Source organism: Ningiella algicola, assembly GCF_028401415.2.
In the GTDB taxonomy this organism is placed as follows: domain Bacteria; phylum Pseudomonadota; class Gammaproteobacteria; order Enterobacterales; family Alteromonadaceae; genus Glaciecola.
Genome location: NZ_CP171821.2, coordinates 4,313,426 through 4,337,996 on the forward strand (window position 1 = coordinate 4,313,426; position 24,571 = coordinate 4,337,996).

General features: G+C 44.4%; 18 protein-coding genes. 13 read left to right on the forward strand and 5 right to left on the reverse strand.

Features of this window, described 5'->3' with window-relative positions; genetic code table 11:
* Positions 1-24: 24 nt before the first annotated feature.
* Positions 25-978, forward strand: coding sequence for a site-specific tyrosine recombinase XerD (xerD, locus tag PN836_RS18820; protein WP_415926380.1), 954 nt, complete (start codon positions 25-27; stop codon positions 976-978).
* Positions 979-1,180: 202 nt separating this feature from the next.
* Positions 1,181-1,975 carry a bifunctional protein-disulfide isomerase/oxidoreductase DsbC gene (gene dsbC, locus PN836_RS18825; protein ID WP_395341320.1) on the forward strand — a complete coding sequence of 265 codons (795 nt, stop codon included), beginning with the start codon at positions 1,181-1,183 and terminating at the stop codon, positions 1,973-1,975.
* Between the two features lie 24 nt (positions 1,976-1,999).
* On the opposite strand, the gene PN836_RS18830 is transcribed toward dsbC, so the two are convergent.
* The 3 genes from PN836_RS18830 to pdsO all read right to left on the reverse strand — a co-directional run bounded on the left by PN836_RS18830 (position 2,000) and on the right by pdsO (position 5,966).
* Positions 2,000-2,611 (reverse strand): sortase, encoded by a 612-nt coding sequence (locus PN836_RS18830; RefSeq protein WP_395341323.1) that lies wholly within the window; start codon positions 2,609-2,611, stop codon positions 2,000-2,002.
* A gap of 25 nt (positions 2,612-2,636) precedes the next feature.
* Positions 2,637-4,976 (reverse strand): marine proteobacterial sortase target protein, encoded by a 2,340-nt coding sequence (locus PN836_RS18835; RefSeq protein WP_395341325.1) that lies wholly within the window; start codon positions 4,974-4,976, stop codon positions 2,637-2,639.
* Positions 4,977-5,126: 150 nt separating this feature from the next.
* The gene (pdsO, locus tag PN836_RS18840; RefSeq protein WP_395341327.1) at positions 5,127-5,966 is read right to left on the reverse strand and encodes a sortase-associated OmpA-like protein PdsO; all 840 of its coding nucleotides are present in this window, start codon (positions 5,964-5,966) and stop codon (positions 5,127-5,129) included.
* Between the two features lie 211 nt (positions 5,967-6,177).
* Here pdsO and pdsR point away from each other — a divergent pair, with 211 nt between their 5' ends.
* From pdsR to PN836_RS18855, 3 genes are all read left to right on the forward strand, one after another.
* The gene (gene pdsR, locus PN836_RS18845) at positions 6,178-6,879 is read left to right on the forward strand and encodes a proteobacterial dedicated sortase system response regulator (protein ID WP_395341329.1); all 702 of its coding nucleotides are present in this window, start codon (positions 6,178-6,180) and stop codon (positions 6,877-6,879) included.
* Complete coding sequence (gene pdsS / locus PN836_RS18850) at positions 6,873-9,077, forward strand: proteobacterial dedicated sortase system histidine kinase (protein ID WP_395341331.1); 2,205 nt, start codon at positions 6,873-6,875, stop codon at positions 9,075-9,077. Before pdsR ends, pdsS begins: the two co-directional genes overlap by 7 nt.
* Before the next feature lie 111 nt (positions 9,078-9,188).
* Positions 9,189-10,823, forward strand: a complete 1,635-nt coding sequence (locus PN836_RS18855; protein ID WP_395341334.1) for an FMN-binding glutamate synthase family protein — start codon at positions 9,189-9,191, stop codon at positions 10,821-10,823.
* A gap of 702 nt (positions 10,824-11,525) precedes the next feature.
* Here PN836_RS18855 and PN836_RS18860 read toward each other — a convergent pair.
* Together PN836_RS18860 and PN836_RS18865 are read right to left on the reverse strand one after the other, a co-directional pair.
* Positions 11,526-13,463, reverse strand: a complete 1,938-nt coding sequence (locus tag PN836_RS18860) for a hypothetical protein (protein WP_395341336.1) — start codon at positions 13,461-13,463, stop codon at positions 11,526-11,528.
* Positions 13,464-13,988: 525 nt separating this feature from the next.
* Positions 13,989-15,233 carry a DUF3466 family protein gene (locus tag PN836_RS18865; protein WP_395341338.1) on the reverse strand — a complete coding sequence of 415 codons (1,245 nt, stop codon included), beginning with the start codon at positions 15,231-15,233 and terminating at the stop codon, positions 13,989-13,991.
* A 381-nt stretch (positions 15,234-15,614) separates the two neighbouring features.
* On the opposite strand from PN836_RS18865, the gene PN836_RS18870 reads away from it, so the two are divergent.
* The 8 genes from PN836_RS18870 (at position 15,615) to rpsI (ending at position 24,280) form a co-directional block, all read left to right on the forward strand.
* On the forward strand, positions 15,615-16,808 hold the full coding sequence (locus tag PN836_RS18870; RefSeq protein ID WP_395341339.1) for a DUF917 domain-containing protein: 1,194 nt from the start codon (positions 15,615-15,617) through the stop codon (positions 16,806-16,808).
* A gap of 113 nt (positions 16,809-16,921) precedes the next feature.
* A complete protein-coding gene (recJ, locus tag PN836_RS18875; protein WP_395341341.1) occupies positions 16,922-18,682 on the forward strand; it encodes a single-stranded-DNA-specific exonuclease RecJ in 1,761 nt (586 codons plus the stop codon).
* Positions 18,679-19,392 (forward strand): DNA repair protein RecO, encoded by a 714-nt coding sequence (gene recO, locus PN836_RS18880; RefSeq protein ID WP_395341343.1) that lies wholly within the window; start codon positions 18,679-18,681, stop codon positions 19,390-19,392. Before recJ ends, recO begins: the two co-directional genes overlap by 4 nt.
* Positions 19,393-19,459: 67 nt before the next feature.
* A complete protein-coding gene (gene pdxJ, locus PN836_RS18885) occupies positions 19,460-20,218 on the forward strand; it encodes a pyridoxine 5'-phosphate synthase (RefSeq protein WP_395341344.1) in 759 nt (252 codons plus the stop codon).
* Positions 20,215-20,640 (forward strand): holo-ACP synthase, encoded by a 426-nt coding sequence (gene acpS, locus PN836_RS18890; RefSeq protein ID WP_395341346.1) that lies wholly within the window; start codon positions 20,215-20,217, stop codon positions 20,638-20,640. Before pdxJ ends, acpS begins: the two co-directional genes overlap by 4 nt.
* A gap of 500 nt (positions 20,641-21,140) precedes the next feature.
* The gene (relA, locus tag PN836_RS18895) at positions 21,141-23,282 is read left to right on the forward strand and encodes a GTP diphosphokinase (protein ID WP_395341349.1); all 2,142 of its coding nucleotides are present in this window, start codon (positions 21,141-21,143) and stop codon (positions 23,280-23,282) included.
* Positions 23,283-23,446: 164 nt separating this feature from the next.
* Positions 23,447-23,875, forward strand: coding sequence for a 50S ribosomal protein L13 (rplM, locus tag PN836_RS18900; protein ID WP_395341351.1), 429 nt, complete (start codon positions 23,447-23,449; stop codon positions 23,873-23,875).
* 12 nt (positions 23,876-23,887) lie between these two features.
* Complete coding sequence (gene rpsI, locus PN836_RS18905) at positions 23,888-24,280, forward strand: 30S ribosomal protein S9 (RefSeq protein WP_395341352.1); 393 nt, start codon at positions 23,888-23,890, stop codon at positions 24,278-24,280.
* The last annotated feature ends 291 nt before the right edge of the window (positions 24,281-24,571 follow it).

A 24,571-nucleotide genomic window follows, 5' to 3' on the forward strand; every position in this document is an offset into this window, starting at 1 on the left:
TTTTTTTACATTTATTTAAGGCTAATGGTGACAGCGAGCAACAAATCACGCAAGGATGAAAAAGTAAAACTTTCGTCTGTGCTCAACGCACAAAATGCACAGTTAATTGAAGCTTTTGTCGATATGCTTTGGCTAGAAAAGGGTTTGAGCCAAAATACGGTTAACGCGTATCGCACGGACCTTAGCAAGTTCGCGCTTTTTTTGCAGGATGAACGCGTGGACGATATGTTGAATGTCGAGTCATTTCAGGTCAGTGATTACTTGGCTCATCGATTGACAAAAAAACTGTCGCAGCGCTCTACCGCGCGTTTTTTGTCAAGCGCAAGAGCTTTTTATCGGTATCAAATCAGCCTCAAAGCGTGTAACAAAAACCCTATTGACCATGTCAGTAACCCTAAATTACCCAGTTATTTACCAGGGACGCTGTCTGAGGCACAAGTTGAGGCCCTGCTTGATGCGCCTGACCTTAGCGATGCGGTCCAGCTTCGTGACAAAGCGATGCTTGAGTTATTATATGCAACGGGCATGCGAGTAAGTGAGTTGGTCAATCTGCAGATGCATGAAATTGGTATGTTGCAAGGCGTTATCCGGGTAACGGGTAAAGGGGGTAAAGAGCGTTTGGTGCCGATGGGTGAACACGCCACGCACTGGATAAAGACTTATTTAAAAGAAGCTCGCGCGCAACTTATGACCAAGCCTAGCAATACCGTGTTTCCTAGTAAGCGCGGGCTTACCATGACGCGCCAAACGTTTTGGCACCGCATCAAGCATTATGCGAAAGTTGCGGGCATCAATACTCATCTTTCGCCGCATACCATGCGCCATGCTTTTGCCACTCACTTACTTAATCATGGCGCCGACTTGAGAGTTGTGCAAATGCTTCTTGGGCACAGTGACTTATCGACCACGCAAATTTACACTCATGTTGCCAAAGAGCGCTTACAGTCGCTTGTTCAAGAGCATCATCCGCGAGGGTAAATCTTCGTTATTGCTGGCACTTACTAGAAATAAACGGAAAACATGAAACTTTTTCATCAAAATATCGTCTTTTTGCGTATACTTTTTTAGGTATTAATCTTGCTTTGTTTATTTGCTTGGCCTTAAAAAAGCAATTAATTGAAATTATTTTTGCACATTGCCGGTCTACACGGGTGAATGTGTCTATCATTGGAAGTTGTAAATGACAAATTATGTAAAAGCTCGACCCTCCGCGAATTCATTCTCACAAAAGATGGTTTATGGAATGTTTGCCTTGTTAGCGCTCACCGCCTTATTTGTATCATCGGCAAGCTTTGCTGACGATCACGCCGGCAACATGACCGCTGAGCAAAAAGATACTATGGCCTCAGAACTGGGCGCAAAATTGCAGCTGCGTATTGATACTATTGCCGATTCTCAAGTGCCAGGCTTACTCGAAATATACACTGACAGAGGTTTGTTTTATGTCAGTGAAGACGGCCAGTACTTTTTACAGGCGCGTGTTTATGATGTCCAGAATGAAATTGTTGATGTAACTGAAAACTCGCTCAAGCAAATGCGGTTAGACGGTATCGAAAAATTCAAAGATTCTGCGATCGAGTTTAAAGCCGAGAACGAAAAATATGTTGTCAACGTTTTCACTGATGCAACTTGTGGCTATTGCAGAAAACTACACAATGAAATGGATCAGTTAAACGACCTTGGCATTACCGTTCGCTATTTAGCCTTCCCGCGGGCTGGTATTAATAGCGGCGTATACACGGATGCTGTCTCTATTTGGTGCGCCGAAGACCCGCAAGACGCCATTACGAAAGCCAAAGCAGGTGAGAACGTTGCAAGCGCGAGCTGTGCAAATGAAGTGGCAGAACAGTATAACTTTGGTAAACAAATTGGTGTAAACGGTACGCCGAATATTATTTTGCCAGACGGCTCGGTAGTGCCAGGGTACCAGCCTGCAAAAAGCCTGGAGCTTGCGCTTCAAGCCGCAGCGGGTTAAGCCCTTTCTAAATTCCTTGATTTATTAACGACTCGAAATTGCCCTCACTGCGTAACGCAGTGAGGGGTCCGCCTTAACGGTATTGAAGGGATAGCAAGAAATTAGTGTCAGGGCTGAGGCGCCATCCAGCGCTTGTTCATCAAGTTCTAACACGCTCATATCGTGCGCTGAAATCACTCCCACCTCGATTACCGTAAAGGACTTAGTGCCACTTAAGTGTTCGACCATAATTTGATCTCCAGTATTTAGGCGGTCAAGATTGGAAAAATGTGTATCGCGATGGGCAACGACTACCGAGTGTCCGCCACTCCCCAAAAGGTCGCTCATGCTCATCAATCCCGGTCCAAACGCTAAGTTTCGAGCCGCATGATCGTCAAATACATAATGAGACTGCTCGCCCAAATGTATGCGTGCAGTGACCCGGGCATCTGACCACGACCATGGGCGTGCCGCATGACCCTGTTTGCGTCCTTCTTCAAAAGCGACTTCCATTAAATATTGAGCAAGTAGGGCTTTTGCGTGAGTGTACATACCATTAGCGAGGATGCCCATACCCAATAGGAAAGCGATCATTAACAGCCAACGGCATCGCCGAAAAAAGCTAGGACGGGTCATGCTTTGTGCCATTGCTTGCATAAACTGAATACTCCTTGTTAACCAGTTAGCTAGCGCTGCGGCCAAGTAACATTAAAGCAAAGCCACTTAGAGCACATATAAGCGCTCCCCACATAATATAGGCATATGTGCCTGCATCGGTTTGCGGAAGGCTAACCCCGGCCGCCTGCCACTTTTGTGTACGCAAGCTTTGAAGATGTTCGCTTTGTTTGTTTAGCATGCTTAAATATTCTTCGGAGGGGCGTGTTATCTGGTCATCTATTGCGATTAGACTGGTGTGTTTACTCACTATTTCATGACTTAGCGCGATGCGCGTGATTTCACTTTTCGTGTAGTTTTGTAAGCGCATATAATCTTCACCCGAAGCTGGGCTAAGGTTTAAATTTCGGCTCAATTGTCTAATTTTTGAATAAGCCCAGTGTTTGGCTAGTGCGCTCTTACCCACTATATTGCTTTGTCCATTATCAATCTCGCGAGCGGGAAGTATGCTTTGCCATAAAACAGGAGAGTACTTGTCGTTTTTGTCTTGGCTATGCCACGTGCCACTGATATTCAGCGCTGATGTTGATGCCTGCTTTGCATTGGGTCTAAATCGATAGACTAGGTTGATTGCTTCTTTGCCATACACGTCAGGCACAATAGGCGGATACATTTCAAATTCATCCACGGTACTTGAAAATGTAAGTTCGATATCACTTAGCGCAGCTTGCTGGATTTTGCTTAATAATGCACTCATATTTTCTTCAACTTGGCTTACATCACCGATGAGGGTATAGCTGCCTCTGCCTGCAATGGCGGCTTCACTCATAAAATAGGTGTTGGGTGCGCTGCCAATGCCAACTGTGAACAGGCGTATATTATTCAGCTTATTGTTTATCATCGACAGTAGCTCAGCTTCATTGGACACTGCGCCGTCGGTGATGAAAATCATTTGTTGTAAGGCATGCTTACCTTCGTCGATAGGCGCTTCGTATTCTAAGGATAAAGCAAGCTCAAGTGCCTCGCGCATTTCGGTGCCGCCGCTTGCTTGCAAGGCGCGAACAAATCGCAGGGCTTTCGCTTTGTTTTGTGTTGAAGCGAGTTGTGCCCCTTCAAATAGCGATTTGGCTCGACTGTTAAACTCAATAATATTGAATCGGTCGTGCTCTCCTAGACTTTCAATTGCCCAGCTAATTGACATTTTTGCTTGCTCAATAGCGTCACCCACCATTGAGCCTGACGTATCGAGAATGAGCGTCAATTCACGGGGCGTGATGCTACCCCCAGATATTTGGCTTTGAGTCGGTATAATCTGCACCAAACCATATTGATATTCACCGATGAATTGTGTGGTATGTACGGCTTTTGGTGCATCCGATTCTGCTAGCTCCCAATGCAGTACAAAATCATTTTTCTGAGCTGCGTCATCTTGATTAAAGCTTACGCTGTATTGATGATTTCCAAGCTCTGAAACTTCAACGGTATATTGCGGATGACCTGCATGAATACCCTTAAGTGGCGTGCCCATATCTATAATGGTATCAATTTTAAGTTTTCGATAGGGAGTCTGCGCTGAGCCCTTTTGTTCACTATCTTGATTGGTGTTTGCTTCTAATTCGGTCATGCCTTTCGAAGACAAAGGCGATGGCATGGATGACGATAAGGGCGCTTGCTCCGTTTCGACTATTGGCTTCTTGGCAGGTGTGTAGCGCGGTGTGATGGCAGTGGGTATGCGAAGGGCATATTTTCCCTGTTCAATATTAATTATTTGCTGATATTCAATGTCAACGCTAATGCTGTTCCCAGGAGCTATATTGGCTACCTTATTTACGAACATGTTAGGTCGAATTTGCTGCACTATAGATGCGCTTTTTCCTTGCTTTTTAGCCTGATCAAACATCGCTTGGGCAGCTTGTTTTTCCTTGATTTCCCCTTTAATCGCGCGCTCGCCTATATGCATCGTTAAACTGTCGACCGTGGCATTTTGAGGTAGCGGAAATACGTACACACCCTGGCGCCATGTATTACTGGCGTTATAAAAAATCTGATGGACTCGGGTGCGTACAATATTGCCCTGTACCTGTACTTGAAAATGACTCTCTATTTCACCGAGCTTTTCATAGCCTTTAGATGGCGTGCCCTCATCAGGATGGCTAAGGTAAAAGCTCCCGGTGTCTGCCTCGTAAATATTGGTCACGTATTGGGTGTTGGAGTGGCTTCCAAAATTAATCAAAGCGTTAATATTAGACTCATTGCTTCGGTCAATTTCACTATTTGTAGTGGTTATTGCATCTTCAACAGCATCTACTACTCTCTCCATGCTTGCGCTGTGTTTTGACATATTGCTAATAAGACTAATGACACCTATGGTTGCAATGACCACAAGCAGTTTATGAATGGCATTCATGAGGAATTCCCTTTTTGTGTCAGGTGATGGCTCGGCTTTTTTTGAACACGCGCGTTATGCGCTTATGAATACTTAGAACATATGTTTTATCCGGCGGCAGCTAGCCTCAGCTTTTGGTGCGACTAGCTACTGATTTACGTGAATATGCCTTTAGTTCTCAGTATCTGTTGGCGTATTGGCTGAGGCCGAGAGCACACCTTGCTCAGTGATCAGCTTGATGGTTGCTTTGCGGTCGAAAAAGAGCGCTTCAACGTCGCTAGCATTACCAAGCGTATTGGCTGCAAGCTCGCCTTGTCCATGCGTCAAAATTTGCTCAGGCGAAACGCGCTGCTTGATAAGGAAGCGTTTGACCGCTGTTGCGCGCTGCTCAGAGAGGATGCGGTTGTATTGACTGTCGCCGCGCATATCTGCATATCCAGAAATGTGTACTCGTAAGTTTGGATACTGCGTGAGCATGCTCGCCACTGAGTTAAGCTGAGCTTTATACTCATCTTCGATTAAGAATGAGGCCGTTTTAAACTGAATGTTTGATACAATTTCAGGAATGTTTTTTAGCCATTCGCTTGTCATTGAGTCATCCACATTGGCCAATTGGAGCATTTGCGACTGTTCGAGCGCACCATATTCGGTTTTAAGTGCTGCGAATGCTTGATGTTGTTGCCACAGGTCTTGGTTAACCTCAGCTAATGCCACTTCATGGCTTTGGAGCTCATGTTCGCGATTAATGTCATTTGCGACGAAAATGCCTAAAAGCCCCCCAACAACACCGCCAATAGGCCCGCCCACTAACGCACCTGCCAATGCGCCTGAGCCGAAACCAATCAAATCATTGCTGGTTTTGTTTGGGTGTTCTGCATCTAAAGTGTATGGAGTATGGCTACTGCTGTGCGGCTGTGAACCTTCAGGTGGCGTCGTGTCGTTTGCTTGAGCATTAAAACTGCCATGACTAAGTGCGAAGCCAAGTGCGGTTGCTAACATGAGTTTTTTCATTGTTTTTCCTTTTTGATGGTCGTAAATAAATTGCTTATGCGTTGTTGATGTTCATTACAAGGCATAAAAGTGACGGTTTTTGGCAGTAAAAATGGCAATGCGCTGATCAATTGTGGCGAAAAAATGGAAATTGCCTTCTGGAAGTTTTGAAATGGACATAAAGTGGTTATAGTTGAGCGCAATACCGCCACAGACCAGAAGATTGCACTTTATGCCAAAACAGATTGCGCTGATTGAAGATGACTTAGCGCTGCGTGAAAACTATATTGCTGCCTTAAGTAAACAAGGTTATCAGGTAAGCGCTTACGCAAACCGGCCTGAGGCAGAAAAGGCTTTTGCGCAAGCATTGCCCGATTTAGCGATTATCGATATCGGTTTACAAGATGAAATTGACGGAGGGTTTGCTATCTGCCAGCAGTTGCGAGCGCTATCAAAAACGTTGCCAATAATATTTTTTACGGCCCGCGATAACGATGTAGATACCATATGTGGTCTTAGAATGGGAGCGGATGATTATTTAACCAAAGATATTAGTTTGCCGCACCTGCTCGCCCGAATCGCAGCCTTGTTTCGGCGTAACGACCTGATTGGGATGCCGATTGATAGTAGCAGTGATGCCGTGGTTCAAAACGGTGATTTGCGCATGGACAAAAATCGAATGACCGTGTTTTGGAAAGAGCAAGAAGTGGAGCTCACCGTGACTGAATTTTGGATGTTGCATGCGATTGCTAAGTATTCAGGGCATGTAAAAAGCCGTCAGCAACTAATGGAAGAGTCAAAGATGGTGGTAGATGACACCACTATTACGTCTCACGTTAAACGCATTCGAAAAAAGTTTATGTCACTAGATTCGACGTTTGATTGCATCGAAACCGTTTACGGAATGGGATATCGCTGGAAGTCTGCATGCTAAAAGGACGATTCAGGCATTGGGGTTTGGGCCTTCGAGCCAAGCTCTTGCTATTTTCTTCATTTTTACTCGCTATTCCTTATTTGGGCTACCAGTTTGTATGGGAGCTTGAAACTTACCTACGTATTGGACAAGAGCAGACACTTGTAGGCACCGCGCGAGCAGTAGCGACCGCTTTGCACGAACGTCCGGCGTTGTTTGACAATCAATCCGCATTTTTAGCCGATGTGCGCCCAGGACGCGATTTGTATGCGCATAAGATTGACTATCCCATTCAACTTGATGGACGCCTCACAGACTGGCAAGACTATCAAGACTTAAGCATTGAATATGGCGTTGAAAATCTTATCGATCAGTCGCAGGTCTATCGCAGTGATTCACTTTCATTCAGGCATATGGTGGGTCAATTTGATGATTACTTATATGCCATGTTTGATGTGCGAGACGACACCTTATTATATCGCCCATCTAATGCCCTTCGGATTGATCGCAACGATTTTGTGCAAATTGCTCTGGTGAATGAAAGTGGTGAGTTCTCCCGCTATCTGATTGCTCCGTTTGAACCCGGCTGGGTGAATGCATTTAAGCTCAATGATATTGACTCCCAAAGAAGCTCACAAACTTACTCACCTGTTGGTTTAGAAACGCGCATTCAAGGTCAATGGCGTGAGACCTCAAATGGATATCAGCTGGAGCTTCGCTTTCCTTTAGATATGTTAGGCAGCAGTATTGCCTTTGCGATTGCTGATGTAGATGATGAGCAAACGCGAAAAATTGCTTATATTATGGGCACGGCTAATCCGTCAAAATCAGAAGATTTGGGTACAGTGCTTGTGCCTTCTCCCGAGATTGAGCGCATTGTATCTGGCTTAAAGTATTCTAATGCTCGCGTTTGGGTGGTAGATAAGCATATGCGTGTGCTGGCGCGTTCGGGCGATATACAAAATTCAGGCGGCGTAGAAGCCACCGTTCAACAAGCGCCTGATAAGAAAAGCTTTGTATCAGGTATTTGGGAACAATTAGAGTCAAAGTTGTTGTTACCTTTGTACTATCAAATATTGACTCGCCCACCCAATGAGTTTGTTGATGAGCTTGCAGGTGCATTTTCGCTAGGGGGCAAAGATATTGCTAGCGCCCTTGGCGGCAGTCCAGATACGCTGTGGCGATTAAGCCCAGATAATAAGGCAGTGATTTTGTCTGCAGCTCACCCTATTTTTATTGACGGTGAGGTGATGGGGGCAGTGGTTGTTGAGCAAACGACGAATGGGATCCGCACGCTGCGTAATCAAGCGCTGGAAAAACAGTTTCATTTTATCTTAGGGATAATGCTGCTGGCGATTGTGTCTTTGCTATTGATAGCCTCTCGCATTTCAAACCGAATCAGAAGTTTGCGCGACAATACTGAAAAGGCCATTGACGCAAATGGCAAAATCGTCGCCCAGGTGCCAAGCTCAAACTCTGCTGATGAAATTGGCGATCTCACGCGCAGCTTTCATCAGGTGCTTGGCAAGCTATCTCAGTACAACCATTATTTAGAGAACATGGCTTCACGCCTCTCGCACGAGCTTCGAACGCCTGTGGCGATCGTGAACTCATCGCTAGATAATTTGATGCTGGAGAGCGATGAAGACGAGCGGAAAGTTTATGTGCAGCGCGCAAAAAATGGCATTTCACGTTTGAGTAAAATTCTCAACAGCATGAGCGAAGCAACCCGGTTGGAAGAAGCCATTGCGCGCTCTGAGAAAGAAAGCTTTGTCTTGGCGGAGGTATTAAACGGCTGCGTTGAAGGTTATCGCATGACCTATCGTGACCATGTCTTTTCACTGGAAAACGAGCTGCCTGATGCTCGACTAAACGGCTCTGATGAGCTTTTTGCGCAAATGCTGGATAAGGTCTTAAGTAACGCGACGGATTTTAGTGAGGCTGGGCAAAGCATCAATATCCGAGTATTTGAAAAGAGCAATAAGTTGGAAGTATCTATTAGCAATCGCGGTAAGCTTCTTCCCAAAGATATGAAACAACAGCTCTTAGATTCCATGGTATCGGTGCGCGCCAATACGACTGAATCTTCCTCGCATTTGGGCTTAGGGCTATACATTGCGAATATGATTGTGCGTTTTCATGGTGGTAGCTTAAGCATCAATAATTTACCTGATCACACAGGCGTTATTGTACTTATGACCTTTAATGAACCACACTAAAGTATAATGAAAAGCACAGCATTTGATTTATAACGATGCTTTGTTTCTTATTGCTCCTACGTTCTACTTTCATATTACGAATAACGTCAAACTCGAAGGAGACGACTCGGCATGGCCTCAACAATATTAGCCTTTGTGATTGGACTGAATGTTTTGACAGTTTTTGGCGCTATTTTTTTCCATGGATTAGTTTGGTTATTGCTCTTCACCTTACCTTTGCTAGCGCTCGTTTTACATGACATGTCTCAGACTAAACATGCTCTTTGGCGAAATTTTCCGGCACTTGCGCGAGGTCGCTGGTTTATGGAAGAAATAAGGCCCTTCATTCAGCAATATTTGATTGAGCCTGAAACGTCGGGTACGCCCATCAGCCGTATGTTCAGAACCATTGTCTACCAGCGTTCAAAAAATACGCGAGATACGGTGCCCTTTGGCACACAGGTGGATACATATAAAACTGGCTATGAGTGGATTGGTCATTCTATTTCTGCGCTGAATGTAAACGATATCGATTGTAAGCCGAGAATCACTATAGGTTCGAAGCACTGCAAAATGCCCTATAGCGCGAGCCTGCTCAATATCTCCGCAATGAGTTTTGGTTCGCTGAGTAAAAATGCGTTGTTAGCACTCAACGCTGGTGCAGCAAAAGGTGAGTTTTATCACAATACGGGGGAGGGCGGTATTAGCCCCTACCATAAAGAGCATGGCGGCGACCTAGTCTGGCAAATTGGAACCGGTTATTTCGGTTGTAGAACAAAAGATGGCAAGTTTTGCCCAGATACTTTCGCTAAAGCCGCTGTCTCACCACAAGTGAAAATGATTGAAATTAAGCTTTCACAAGGCGCAAAGCCCGGACATGGCGGAATTTTGCCTGCATCGAAGAACACTATAGAGATTGCAGAAATAAGAGGTGTTGAACCAGGTACGCAAGTTGATTCGCCACCATTTCATACGGCTTTTACCTCGCCAATTGAATTGGTTGAGTTTATCATGCATTTACGCGAGCTTTCTGGCGGCAAGCCGATAGGCTTTAAACTTTCTGTGGGTCGTAAAAGTGAATTTTTAGCTATTTGCAAAGCCATGCGCGAGCTAGATAATGGTCCCGATTTTATTACGGTAGATGGCGGGGAAGGTGGGACAGGTGCCGCACCTTTGGAATACTCCAATTCAATCGGGGCGCCCTTGCGTGAAGCGCTTGCCTTCGTCGATGACGCTTTAACCGGTTTTGGGGTGCGAGATCAAATCAAAATTATCGCCAGCGGCAAAATTATTTCTGGTTTTCATTTGGTGAAAAACTTAGCGCTTGGCGCAGACCTTTGTAATAGCGCTCGCGGTATGATGCTAGCCCTTGGTTGTGTGCAGTCGCTAAGCTGCAATACCAACCGCTGCCCCACAGGCGTTGCCACTCAGGATGAAAAGCTCGCGAAAGGCTTGGTGCCGGAAGATAAAGCCATGCGTGTCTATCAGTTTCAGAAAAAAACCGTTCACGCAGCGGTAGATATTATGTCTTCTGCTGGCGTCAGGCACCCAAGCGAACTGAATCGCACCCACATTTTTAGGCGAATCAGTCAATCGCGAGTCAAACGTTACGATCAAATTTTCCCACTGATGAAAACAGGAGGCTTCAATACCGCAGACGTACCTGATTATTATGAGCTGGATGTTGCTGAAGCAGATGCCAAGTCCTTTAAACCAGCGGCGCATTTAAGCGACGTGGCAGGCGAGAATTTAGCGGTTAATCAATAAACTCATCTATTTAAAAGCGTTAGATGGAACAATATATAGACGGGAATATTTGTGTGTCGTAGCAGTGGTTTGAATATTTTAAAGGTTTCACTATTGTTTAAAATAGTAAAGCTAATATCCAGTTACATATTTTCTGCTGGGCGCCAAGCATTGTTCACTGGATACCGTGGTCCCAAGCTAACAAAGATAGATATTTTGCTGACACTCCTTTAAATGGATTTTGAGCGAGCGAATAAGATCGTTAGTGCTATTTACTTGTTTCGTAAGGTTTTAGGGTATTGATTCTCAACTATAAACACACCGCCGCGTAGTAAGCAAAGTATAGTGGTTTCGAGAAAAATCAATGGTTCAGGCAAAATGTTTAACTGACGATGTACCTATTACAGCTAGTTCCATCGCTAACATGGATACGGTAATCTGCATCTAGGAGACGACGCTAAAAAGGTGCATGGTCGAACACGTTATATATTGAGACCAACCAATAGTAAGACTGGGAATGTAGGTATGGACTATCGATTATTCAGATAACGACATTTAATTAAGAATCCTTTTATCAGATTCAACAAAAATCGTGCACCAGCACCTTGATACGAACAGTTAGCAAGGCATTACATTACCACACCGCGTTTTCAGCAGTTTTTATGAAAATGTCTGTCGTTGTGATGATATAGAGCAATTGACGTGTGAACAAAATTCAACCATCTAATCATTACCTAATTGTGGAAATTTATTAATAAGCTCATCGTATTTCTCGCGGTCAGACGCTTTTAATTGGTCAATAAGTGTGAAATTTGAACCTCTAGGAGTAAGTCCTTGTTCTAACGTAACTTCCAAAAATTTCGAATTGTCTTTTTCGACGAACTGATAAATGGCCGCGTCAATCGCATCCAAATGGTGTTCACTTGGTCTTAGCGAATTACCTTGCATTGTTAAATACTCAAATGCTTCGAAGTTTCCTTCTACCGCAAAAGATACTAATAAATTAGTACTATTTGAGTGATACTTCCTATCCAAATTCAGGCCTAGCTCATTCATAGCCGAGAGTACCTTTATTGGATTATCGAATAAAATCGCTCTTTGATATATGTTTGTGGGAACTGCTTCGCCGACTTCAGATAGTAGAGAAACGAATTCTTTTCCATCGTTGGCCATACTGGCCAGATACATTCTGTAAAAGGCGCTCTCTTCTCGCGTCAAGCCATACTTATCAGTTAATAATGAGGCTAGCTCGCTGTTCTTTCCGTCGGCAATAAGTCGCCTCGCTTCAGTGTTGATCTCATAAGGAATTTTAAAAGCATCAATGTCACTATCTTCTGAAAATACAATTTCATTATCTACATTTTTTTCATCCATTGAATTTGGAATGAACTTACTTTCTGGAGTTCTTAGACTAGCTAGAAATTCACCCTCCTCTGTGATGTTCGATTCCGATTCCCTGTCCTTCGTCCAATCTGTTGAATATAGGTATCCTAAAGTAAATAAACGTTCACACATGGGAGAGGAATTAACATTATTTACTGAAAGTAACGAGGTCACTTCAGCCAGCATCTCTATCGACAAACTTTTAACATCCAGCTTTGTTTCGGGAGACAATTTCTCAAAATTATAGGTGAAGGAGGATTCTAACTCGCTATATTCTTCAGAAATAATAGATGACAAGCTAAGTTTATTTGATATGTTGACGGAAATTGGATTGACACGATGTTGCAACAATAATAACAGAGCTTTCGATGAAAATTCGCTGTCGTCACTAAGTAATGCACCCAATATTTCGTCAGCATTTTGGCCCAATTGAACAATATTATCTGACAACCAGTACTCCAAAAGGTCAAGTCTTTCAAGCCTTATACTCAATGAAAGTAGGGTAACATTACCAAATTCGGCGCCTAATGGAATTGGACCAGTCTTCAAAAAACTAGATTCTTTGAGCTCAGTGTTCAGGTAGTCAATTTCAGAAACACTAAATCCCCAAACCATAGCACTTGCAATATCCAACGTTGTAGGAAATATTCCATGCAAACTGAGAGTTTCAAGAGCATACTGAGCATCAAACTCGTCAACATCCTGCTTTAGAAATGATAAGGCAAGACCGTATTTTGTAACGTTAGTAAATACTTGTCCGTTTTGCACCGTAAAGTAAGTCTGATCAAACTCGCTGGATGATAGCAAACCGAACAAATTATTTAAGTCATTTCTTTGGATGTAATCAATGAGCTGCTCACGTTTATCGTCAGAAACAGCATCATAAACATTGCTATAACCAGCATCCTCAAATGAAAAATCCCCGCTCACTGATAATGCCGATAATGCGGATGATACGATCTTGCTGACTGGGAGTTTTAGCTCTCCCAGTGCTAGTGTTAACAAGCGAAGATCAGCACCACTATTAATTCTGTTTCGCGTACTTTGCAATATCAACTGGGAAATTTGATTAGAAATGCTATCGTCAATCACCAATCTATCATCGCAAGTCAATATCTTTGGTTGATCAGTTGTGTCACGAGAGCCAGTCAACTCAGTAAGCTCGGGCTCGGCTACCAGCCACGAACTTACTTCATCAGAGCTGCTTACATGAAAGTTATATACGAATAAAAATGCTAACCCGATTGCAAAAGCCGATGCTAATATCTTAGCTTTCATTCAGTGTTACCCGAAGAATTCTCTACAATCTGCGTTCGAGTTGTGTTTGATTGAATCGCATATTTGCTCTTCTGCGCCTATGTTAGCGCGATATTTATTCCCGCATTTCGCTATTGCGTCGTAAGCGATCATTTTAGACCAGTTCAAAGATAGAAGCAGTTTTCTAATTGATATAGACATAAGAGTCCCTGTTTTTGAGTGAATTAATCCCTGTATTCGTGACGTATATAACTTTATATGAAAAAGCTAGTATTCAATATAAATTAATTCAATTTTTTGCATTTCTTGAGATAACTTCTTCAGTATCACTAAAAAATATAGGGGACGAATACGTTTTACTACTAGTATTTTATTTGCAGTTATAGTGGCAGAGTAAAGCCGTATACCTTTTAAATGGTAGCATCACACTCATAAAAGAGGTGTTCAATGCAAAAGGAAAAACGCCCGCAGTACAACGATACTTATTGAATCAGTTTTCATGGTGAAAGCCGCTTAAACAAGCGGCTTTGGGTGTTTGTTTGAGGATTACGACTTTAGCTTTGACTTGCGTCTTGCTCCGAGTAGCAGCAGAGTGCCGGCCATCAGAGCGATTGTTGAAGGTGCGGATACTTCACTTGCTTGAAAGCTCATCAAAAATGCGCGCTGAAACCCTGCTTTGGTGGTACCGTAACCGACAATATCATTATTCTCGTTAATGGAGTATGCAAAGTCTAATGACATAAAGTCACTGTCTGCGCTTAATAAGTCATTAAGTAAAAACAATTCATTGGTATCAAGGTCAAACAAAAAGGGTGAAAAAGTCGGTTCATCTTCGCTGATGCCGAAATTAGCACTCCCCCATCCAACGGCCATATTGTTATTGTTAATATTTCGCAGGTTGCTTGTATTAAACCCAAATAGGTCGTTCATGTCAGTCATTCCGCTTGCTTCGTTGTAAACAAAAGCGTGGTAGCCATCTTCAGGATTTTCTAATCGGCTTCTCCCTACTATGGTGCCCCTATCATTAATATCAAAGCCGAAAGCAACCCTTCCGCCAAGCGTTCCTAGACCCATAATGTCTTCGCCTCGGTTTTTAACAAAAACGCCGCTCGCGCCGCCATCTTCCGATTGACTAGTGCCGAATGCGAGGCCAGTGTAGTCGCCATTCTCGTTTAAAGCATTGGTGCCTGCGATAAACACGCTTGAAGCGCCGGATTCATTGCCAGGAAGGCGGCCACTTAGCTCAAGCTCTTCACCGCTTTTTAAAAAGGTCTCACCTGCCACTTTATCAAAGGACTCATCCTCTTCATTGAATACAGCTTCAGAATAACTCCCCAGAATTTGGCCATAATCGTTAATTCCATATGCGTCGGAGCTTTTTATACCGCCATCCACAGACGATGTTAAATCGATAACTTGGCTCATCACGCCACTGTCATAAACAAATCCGGAGTTTTGGTTGTCTACACCTGTTCCAGATGTGCCAACGATTTGTCCGTGGTTATTAATATCTCGAGCTGTTGAAAAGTCTCCACCTAATGTACCAAGACTTTGCATGCCGTTGATTGCGTCCCATAAGAAAGCAACAGTGTTACCGTCTGCGTCAGTGTAAGAGCCAACCACTTGACCTGATTCGTTAAGTGCAAGTGCAGATGAGCTGCTTTCAGGCGCACCAATGGTGCCTAAGTTCTCAATAGTATAAATGGGTTTTGCGACAGACGATAGTGAGACGGTAGAAAGTGACAATAACGCGGCAAGCGCAACACTTACCGTGTGAGAAACGTACTTCATAAATCGATTCCTTTTGAGCTTTAAATCCGGCTGAATATGTGTCGAAGATTTTTTACACGACCGAGCGAGCAATAAACATGCCTTAACAAGAAAACCTCGTATTATCAAAGGTTTTCGCTCAAAGGCCATATCTGCAATTATTCTGATGTAAAGATATCTGACGATGATATAGCCGTAAGTGCTTAAAATATATACAAAAAACGAATGCGCATTGACCACTGTTCAGACTGCTGGTTTATGCTGAGTTGTCATGCTTTAAACTTATTCACGATGATGAATCATCATATTACATGGGGTATTCTTACGAATTAAGATTAAGATTTCGGAGCGAGCGGCATGTTACTAAAAATCCAAACATCATACAGTGATGAAACATTAAAAATGTTAGTAGTTTTTGTACTCGGCTGCTTACTTCAATCTTGCGCACTAAAGCCAACTTCCGAAGCTCCCTTACGCATACTCAATGAACAAAATTTGATTGATATTCTGGTTGGTTCTTGTATCCAATCAACGCGCAACTGTGATCCGTCTCAGTCAATTGCTGATGTAAAAAAAGCCCTCTCTGAGGGAAAGGTATTTCGCACCATTGCACCTGAGAATGTGGCAAGCGATGAGATGGTTATTGCCGTTCAGGGAATTGGCGGTGGCGGACCTTGGCAATATGTAATTGATAGAACCGACAAGCAAGAGTTGGCCCTTATCGATGATCCGCATAAGCGCGTCGTGCAGTTGTTTAGCAAATACAGCAATCAGAGAATTGCTGCCCTAGTCCGGTCTGAAGCAGCTGGTGCGACTGCCACAGCGCTACTGTTAGGTGCAGAAATGGGTATTCCCACTCTCGATGGCGGCATTACAGGTCGTGCAGTACCAGAAGTGCAACAGTCTATCCCATGGATCAACGGTATTGCTTCGGTGCCTACTGCAATTATCAGCCCATGGGGAGATGAAATCGTTATTACACGCGCGGTGGATGAATACCGTGTAGAAGATATAGCAAGAGCGATTGCTGTGGCAAGTGCGGGTGATGCCTGGATAAGCATGACGCCAATGTCGGGAAGTCAGCTCGCCAAAGGTATCTTGCCGGGCAACCTGTCTGAGGCGGAGTTATATGGTAGAACAGTTCGCGAAGCCAGAGAAAAAGGAAGAGATCCCATTGCTGCGCTGATAGACGTTGCTGGCGCATTCAAACTCTTTGAAGGCAATGTGATGAAGTCGCAAGAAAGAGGCGATCGTGGTTTTAACTGGGTGGAAGCTGAGTTTGAGGGTACAGGGGATTTCCAAGGTCGCAGTTATAAATTGTTTGTCAAGAACGAGAACATTGTTGGCTGGCTTGATGGGGAGTTGAGCGCGATGGCACCTGACTATATTTACAACCTCGATCCAACAACAGGTGAGTCTACGTTAGGCGTTGGATATGGCGGATATGTGGTAGGCGAGCGCGTAACGCTTATTGCGGTTCCTGCACCAGCGCAATGGCGAACGCAAAAGGGTATAGAGCTCATAGGGCCAAGGCATTTTGGTTTTGACTTTGATTACATGCCAATTGAACAGATGCAGCAAAAGCTAAAACAGTGAAGTGTTTTGGCAGGTCAATAATGCTGTATATCTTTGTGCGGCTTGAATGAGAGATTCATAGTGATTCAAAGCGCTTGTTACGGTATTCTCTGCCTTAGTTGTGGTCATTTAATATGGCAGATAATGTGTTATTAAAAAATAGAATAAAACGCAGACATGCCCGCACTGAAATTGTGTTGGATAAATCTCTTCCTCCGATTTTTGATAAGATTCTGCGCCAGCGTGGGTTGGACAATATCGGCGACATTTCTACCAAAGCTTCAGACCTACTTCATTATCAAGACTTAAAAGATATCGACATTGCAACTGCCGTAATAACTGAAGCAATTGTCAAGCAGCAAACAATCTGCATTGTCGGTGATTTCGACGCAGACGGTGCGACAAGCACTGCGCTTTGTATGTTATGTCTCAAAGACTTTGGTCATGCGCCCGAAAAAACGCAATTTATTGTGCCCAATCGCTTTGATTTTGGTTACGGTCTGACTGAGCCTGTGGTCGATATGGCGGCGAATCAAGGCGCTGAGCTTATTGTTACCGTTGATAATGGTATTTCAAGCTTGCACGGCGTGGCAGCGGCGAAGGCGAAAAACATCAAGGTTGTAGTGACAGACCATCACCTAGCGGGCGAGCATTTGCCTAATGCTGACGCCATTGTGAATCCCAATCAACCTGGCTGTAAGTTCGCGTCTAAAAACCTGGCAGGCGTCGGTGTTGCGTTTTACTTAATGTCAGCGGTAAAAACACATTTGCTTCAAAACGGCTATTTTGAGGCAAAAGGTTTACCTGTGCCCAACCTTGCCCAGTATTTAGACATAGTGGCGCTGGGTACTGTAGCTGATGTAGTGCCTTTAGATAAGAATAATCGCATTTTGGTGCATCAGGGCCTACAGCGGATACGTGCTAAAAAAACGCGTCCCGGGATTTTGGCGCTATTACAGGTAGCTAATCGGGAAGCTTCACGACTCGCCTCGTCTGACATGGGCTTTGTACTTGGACCGCGATTAAACGCTGCGGGTCGACTTGAAGATATGTCAGTGGGCATCCATTGTTTACTGTGTGAAGATAGCTATGAGGCACAACGCTTTGCTGCTCAACTTGACGAGCTAAATCGACAGCGACGAAGCATTGAAAGTGAGATGCAGGAATTGGCTGAAGCGGCCTTAAGCAAAGTGAGTCTTTCAAGCTCAGCGGAATCGGAGCCTGATACGCCAGCAGGCATTGTTTTATATGATGAGAGTTTTCACCAAGGTGTAGTGGGCATTGTTGCCGGACGTATAAAAGAAAAGTACAACACACCAACAGTCGCTTTTGCAAATGAATCTGAGAGTATGCTCAAAGGGTCTGCGCGCTCAATTGCTGGCGTCCACATTCGTGATGTGTTTGAGGCGATACATCGACAATTCCCAGAATTAATCGCTAAGTTCGGCGGGCACGCTATGGCCGCGGGATTGTCACTTTCCAAAGCGAATTTAGCACAGTTCATTACTGCGTTTGAGAATGAGGTGGCGCGTGTTTCCGCCGCATTGCCCAATGCACAGGTCTTGTTGTCCGATGGTCAGCTACCTGCGGAAAACATAGACATAGATACTGCGAGTTTGTTCAAGCTAAAAATTCCATGGGGGCAGCACTTCGAAGAGCCTCTGTTTGACGATGAATTTAGCTTAATTGAACATCGAATTGTTGGCCAGAAGCACTTAAAAATGGTGGTGCAAAAACAAGGTCAACTGTTCGATGCAATTGCGTTTAACGTGGATACTTCGCTATGGCCAAATAATCACATCATGCGTGTACACTTGGCTTATCGCCTGGACATAAACGAATATCGCGGTCAGGTGAGCGTGCAACTTCTGGTGCAGGATTTGAGTCCTGCATGAGTAGGCTTCAGGCGACGGGCTTTGTGATCCATCGACGAGCGTATCGCGAAACCAGTGTGATTGTAGACTTTTTTACTCGCCAGTATGGCCGCATCGCAGTGGTAGCGAAAGGTGCGCGCGGAGCGGGTAAATCAGATCGTAAAAGTTTGCTTCAGCCACTTCAGCTATTGATGTTTGAAATAAGCGGAAGAAGTCAGCTCAAAAACCTGGGCTTACTTGAGGCGGTGCAAAGCCCGATTCGTTTGCAGGGTTTAGGTACGTACAGTGCCATGTATTTGAATGAATTGCTGATGCGAGCCATACCAGAGACTGAGCCGATGAGCATATTGTTTGAGCAGTATCAGCAAAGTTTGCTGCAACTAGCTGAACTTGATGTAGATAGTCCAACAGAGCACGTGGAAGTGGTACTACGCAATTTTGAATTCGTGTTGTTACAGGATTTGGGCTACCTCCCAGACTTTACCACCTGCGCCGACAACGCAGAGGAAATAGCGCCTCAGCAGAGCTATTGCTTTATTGCTGAGCAGGGTTTTGTAAGGTGTCCACCGACCCAACGCTATGCGCTTAGCGGTAAAGATATCCTTGATATTGAGCAGCGCCATTACACTCAAAGTGCCCGTAAAGTAGCCAAGTACATTTGTCGTCAAGCGCTGTTGCCGATTATTGGAGATAAACCATTGAAGTCACGCGAGCTTTTTGTGTCACAATAGATCGTCCGGGCACTTTCATAAGTAGTATATTGGCTCTAACGCGCACTTATCTAGCGAGAATGACACTATGCAAGACATCCTTTTAGGGGTAAACATCGATCATATTGCGACTTTGAGAAATGCTCGCGGCACGAATTATCCATCGCCTGTGCATGCAGCGGATGTTGCCGAACGAGCGGGGGCTGATGGCATCACCGTGCATTTGCGCGAAGATAGGCGACATATAAAAGATAAAGATGTTTTCTTATTAAAAGAAACCATCAATACCCGTCTGAATTTGGAAATGGCAGTCACAGAAGAAATGCTGAAGGTTGCTGCAAAAGTGTTGCCGGAATTTTGCTGCTTAGTACCTGAAAAACGCGAAGAATTAACCACCGAAGGTGGGCTGGATGTAGTGGGCAATTTCGATAAAATAAAGGCAGCATGTACTCAGCTAAGTGAGCAAAATACCCAAGCTTCGCTGTTCATTGACGCTGACGAAAAGCAAATTGAGGCCTCGGTTGATGCTGGCGCTCCTTATATTGAAATTCATACGGGGCAGTACGCGGAAGCAAAAGACGAGCATGAAGCTGCTCGGGAGCTGAAAAAGCTAGTTAATGGTATTGAATATGCCGATAGGCTAGGACTCAAAGTGAATGCAGGTCATGGACTGCATTATCATAACGTCAAAACGATTGCGGCCATTCCCCAACTGATTGAACTGAATATCGGACATGCAATTATTGCTCGCGCAGCCTTCGACGGACTTGAAAAAGCGGTGAGAGACATGCGATGTCTGATGCAAGAAGCTAGAACGCAATTTCCAAGCAGTGTGAACACTGAATGATTATTGGCATCGGAACAGACATCGTTGAAATCACACGTATTCAAGAGTCCCTTGAAAAGTCACTCGCGCTTGCAAAACGTATTCTGACCGATTTTGAATTCAAAGAATTTGACAAGCTAGGTGTTGATGAAAATACGTCCCATGTGCTTGATACGCCACCCCCAAAAACCCTGAAACAGGCTCGATATTTAGCGAAGAAATTTGCCAGTAAAGAAGCAACTGTCAAAGCAATAGGGAAGGGGATAGGGCATGGTTTTAGTTGGCAAGATATTGAAATTGGACACGATGACTTCGGTAAACCAATCTTACTAGCGCATGGCGCGTTTGAGCATTGGTGTGAAGTGAATCACGTTAGCAGTCTACATATCAGTATTGCTGATGAACAAGCCTACGCGACTGCAACGGTCGTGATTGAAAGTTAGCATTAACAGAGGCGGTTTGGTCTAGCGTGTAAAAGTGAAAACGCATACACTAAACACCATCGACTTCATATTTAACCTGAATCTTGTTTAAGGAATGGTGCAAGCGATTGTTTTACGTACTTAACCCGAACTCTGGATAAGAGACAGCGCTCAGCAGCCCTAATGGCGCGGATTACTGCGTTATAAAAGTGAGCAATAGAATCTCACTATTACGTCACTTTTATGCCTTGTCCTCCACGCCATTAGGACTACTGAGTCTAACAATCTGAAATCTCAGCACTTTTTATATTCCTGCACTGCCTCTTATCCAGAGTTCGGGTTACTTAAATTAATTTTTACACTCAGTGCTGCTAGTATTGTGAAGTACAAGGCGCAAAAGTCACGTAATAGTTATTCTATTGCTGGTTTTTGCAACGTAGTAATTCGAAATTCTCGCGTTACTGAGAGCCGTTTCTTAAACAGGATTCAGGTTATTTATTGAGGCTAGTTAGGCAGATCTTATGGTGTCAATCCGCAGTGTTCATCAATCTCAGCGCCCCGCCTTTGAGCAGTGGCTAATACAACTGCCGGTCTCTGATTCTACTAAAGATAAGCTGCGAAAAGTCTCTGATACGCCTGATATTCTGTTAATTGGGCAGGAAATGGTGGAAATTCTTCATGAGCTTCACATGGACGATGAAACCCTGCAGGCTGCACTGGTGTTTCCCTATTGCCAAATTCACGACTTGAATGCAGAAGATATTTCCGAAAAGTTTGGTCAATCTATATCGGATTTGGTCGCAGGCGTGCGCAAAATGGATGCGATTAAGACCTTGCAGTCGCGCTCTGAGTCAAATGGTGTACAAGTAGAAAAGCTCAGAAATATGCTGCTGACCATGGTGGAGGATGTGCGAGCCGTGGTGATAAAAATGGCCGAGCGAATTTGCCATTTGCATCAAATTAAAGACGAGGATGAGGAAACACGAGTAATTGCCGCTCGTGAATGCGCAACAATTTATGCGCCTCTGGCAAATAGGCTCGGCATAGGGCAATTAAAATGGGAACTTGAAGACCTTTCGTTTCGCTATTTACACCCGCAAACCTATAAGCGTATTGCAAAAATGCTGAAAGAAAAACGCTTAGATAGAGAGCAATACATCAGCGACTTTGTTGCGCATTTGCAAAGTTTAATGGACGAAGAAAGTATTCAAGTAGAAGTGATTGGCCGCCCCAAGCATATCTATAGTATTTACAAGAAAATGCAAAAGAAGCAGCTGGATTTTGAACAATTGTTTGATATCCGCGCGCTGAGGATCATTGCTAAGCGCTTACAAGATTGCTACGCAGCGCTTGGCACGGTGCATAGCCATTACCGACATATTCCTAAAGAGTTTGATGACTACATTGCCACCCCCAAGAGTAATGGCTATCAAAGTATTCATACCGTGATCGTTGGTCCAGAGGGTAAATCCATCGAAATCCAAATTCGTACCGAGCAAATGCACCAGGATGCCGAACTCGGGGTTGCTGCGCATTGGAAATATAAGGAAGGAAGCGCAGGTAGCAACGCCAGCACTGACGAGCGCGTAAACTGGCTTCGCAAAATTTTGCTTTGGCAAGAGGAAATGGCAGAGTCTGGCAACTTAATCGAAGAGTTCCGAAGTCAAGTATTTGAAGATAGAGTGTATGTTTTCACGCCAAAAGGGGATGTTATAGATTTGCCCCATGGCGCCACACCACTAGATTTTGCCTATCATATTCACAGCAATGTCGGGCATCGATGCACTGGCGCTAAAGTGAACGATCGGATAGTGCCTTTCACTTACAAGCTTCAAACAGGCGATCAGGTAAACGTCCTGACAAGCAAAAAGCTTAATCCTTCTCGTGATTGGATGCATCCAGGTTTAGGTTACATACACAGCGCGCGAGCGCGGGCGACTATTCATTCCTATTTTAAAAAACAAGATAAGGATAAAAATCGTGAAGCGGGTAAAGAGCTGCTTGAGCGAGAGTTAAATAAAGTCAATATCGCAATAAAATATGCCGCTGAGCTTTGCGAAAAATATAATGTGAAGACCGCTGATGACCTTTATGCCGCCATTGGCACGGGCGACGTGCGAGTAATGAATGTGGTTAACGCGCTTCAGCAAAAGTACGCGCCGGTGGTTGAGGAGCCGGTCGAGGCGAAAATTAGAAAGCCTAGGAAAGCTAAGTCGAATCAGCCTATCATTGCAGAGGGCGTAGGAAATTTGCTCAGTGCGCTGGCAAAGTGCTGTCAACCTGTAGCAGGAGACAGCATTATAGGCTATATCACGCTGGGTAAAGGTGTGAGTGTGCACAAAGAAGGCTGTGCGCAGCTAGAACATCTATTGAAAACTCATCCAGAGCGCGAAATAGAAGTGAGCTGGGCGGATGACGATCGAGGCGCATTCAGGACAACCCTCGATGTGCTTAGTGAAGACCGCGATGGTATTTTACGCGACCTAACCACTGAGCTTATCAACGAAAAAATTGCCCTGTTGGGCGTGAATAGTCTATCTAACACCAAAGACAACACTGCACTTATCAAACTGACCATTGAAGTGGCAAATGCGTCTATTTTAAATAAAATGGTGCTTCGATTGAGCCGGGTAAGCGGCGTTCTTAATATTTCCCGGCATTAATCGGGGAGTTTGTATTAATAAATAACTTCGCTTTTCCTCCAAAATCTGTATAATTCGCGACCTGCCCAGTTACGCCCACCGTTGGGACGGTGGAAGATTGACCGGTTCGAAGGGACCAAATGGTTGATATACATAACTTTATTTTATAATTCGGGTAATAATTAATGAAAACTTTTGTTGCAAAGCCAGAAAGCGTAGAACGCGACTGGTTTGTGGTAGACGCCACGAACAAAACGCTAGGTCGTTTAGCAGCTGAAATCGCAAGCAGATTGCGCGGTAAGCACAAGCCAGAGTACACACCTCACGTAGACACTGGCGATTATATCGTTGTCGTAAATGCTGAGAAAATCACAGTTACTGGCAACAAAGCTAAAGGCAAAGTGTACTACTCTCACTCTGGTTATCCAGGTGGTTTGAAAGAAGCGACATTTGAAAAGATGATCGAAAAGAAGCCTGAGATGGTGCTAGAAAAAGCGGTTAAAGGCATGTTGCCTAAAGGCCCTTTAGGTCGCGAAATGTTCCGTAAGATGAAAGTCTTCACCGGTCCTGAGCACACACATCAAGCACAGCAACCACAAGCATTGGATATTTAAGGAGCGAGCAACATGGCAGATACACAATATTACGGCACAGGCCGTCGAAAAAGCTCTACCGCTCGCGTTTTCCTTCGTCCAGGTAGCGGTAACATCGTAGTAAACAAGCGTCCTCTAGACGTGTTCTTTGGTCGTGAAACAGCTCGAATGATTGTTAAGCAACCACTTGAGCTAGTTGAAATGAGCGACAAGTTTGACCTATACGTCACCGTAAGCGGTGGTGGTATTTCTGGTCAAGCAGGCGCGATTCGCCACGGTATCACTCGTGCTCTTATGGAGTATGACGAAGGGCTTCGCCCTGCGCTTCGCAAAGCAGGCTTTGTGACGCGTGATGCACGTCAAGTTGAGCGTAAGAAAGTGGGTCTACACAAAGCGCGTAAGCGTCCACAGTTCTCAAAACGTTAATCTGTATAGATTGTTTGAAACCCCGCTTTTGCGGGGTTTTTTTTGGCTTTGATTTATGCCTCGGGGTGGGCTGATGCTTTGGCAAAGGCGCTCTTCGCCATCCATGGCCGCTTCGCCAAAACCATCCATGGTTTTGGAGACTTTGCCAAAGCATCAGCCCACCCCGAGGCATAAATCGAAGCCAAACAACTTATTTTTCAATTTTGTTCTTGCAATGTGAATTAGTTGTTAACAAATGTAAATTATTTGTTTAAACTGTAATTCTGTCTCATCCGATGACCTGACAAGTTC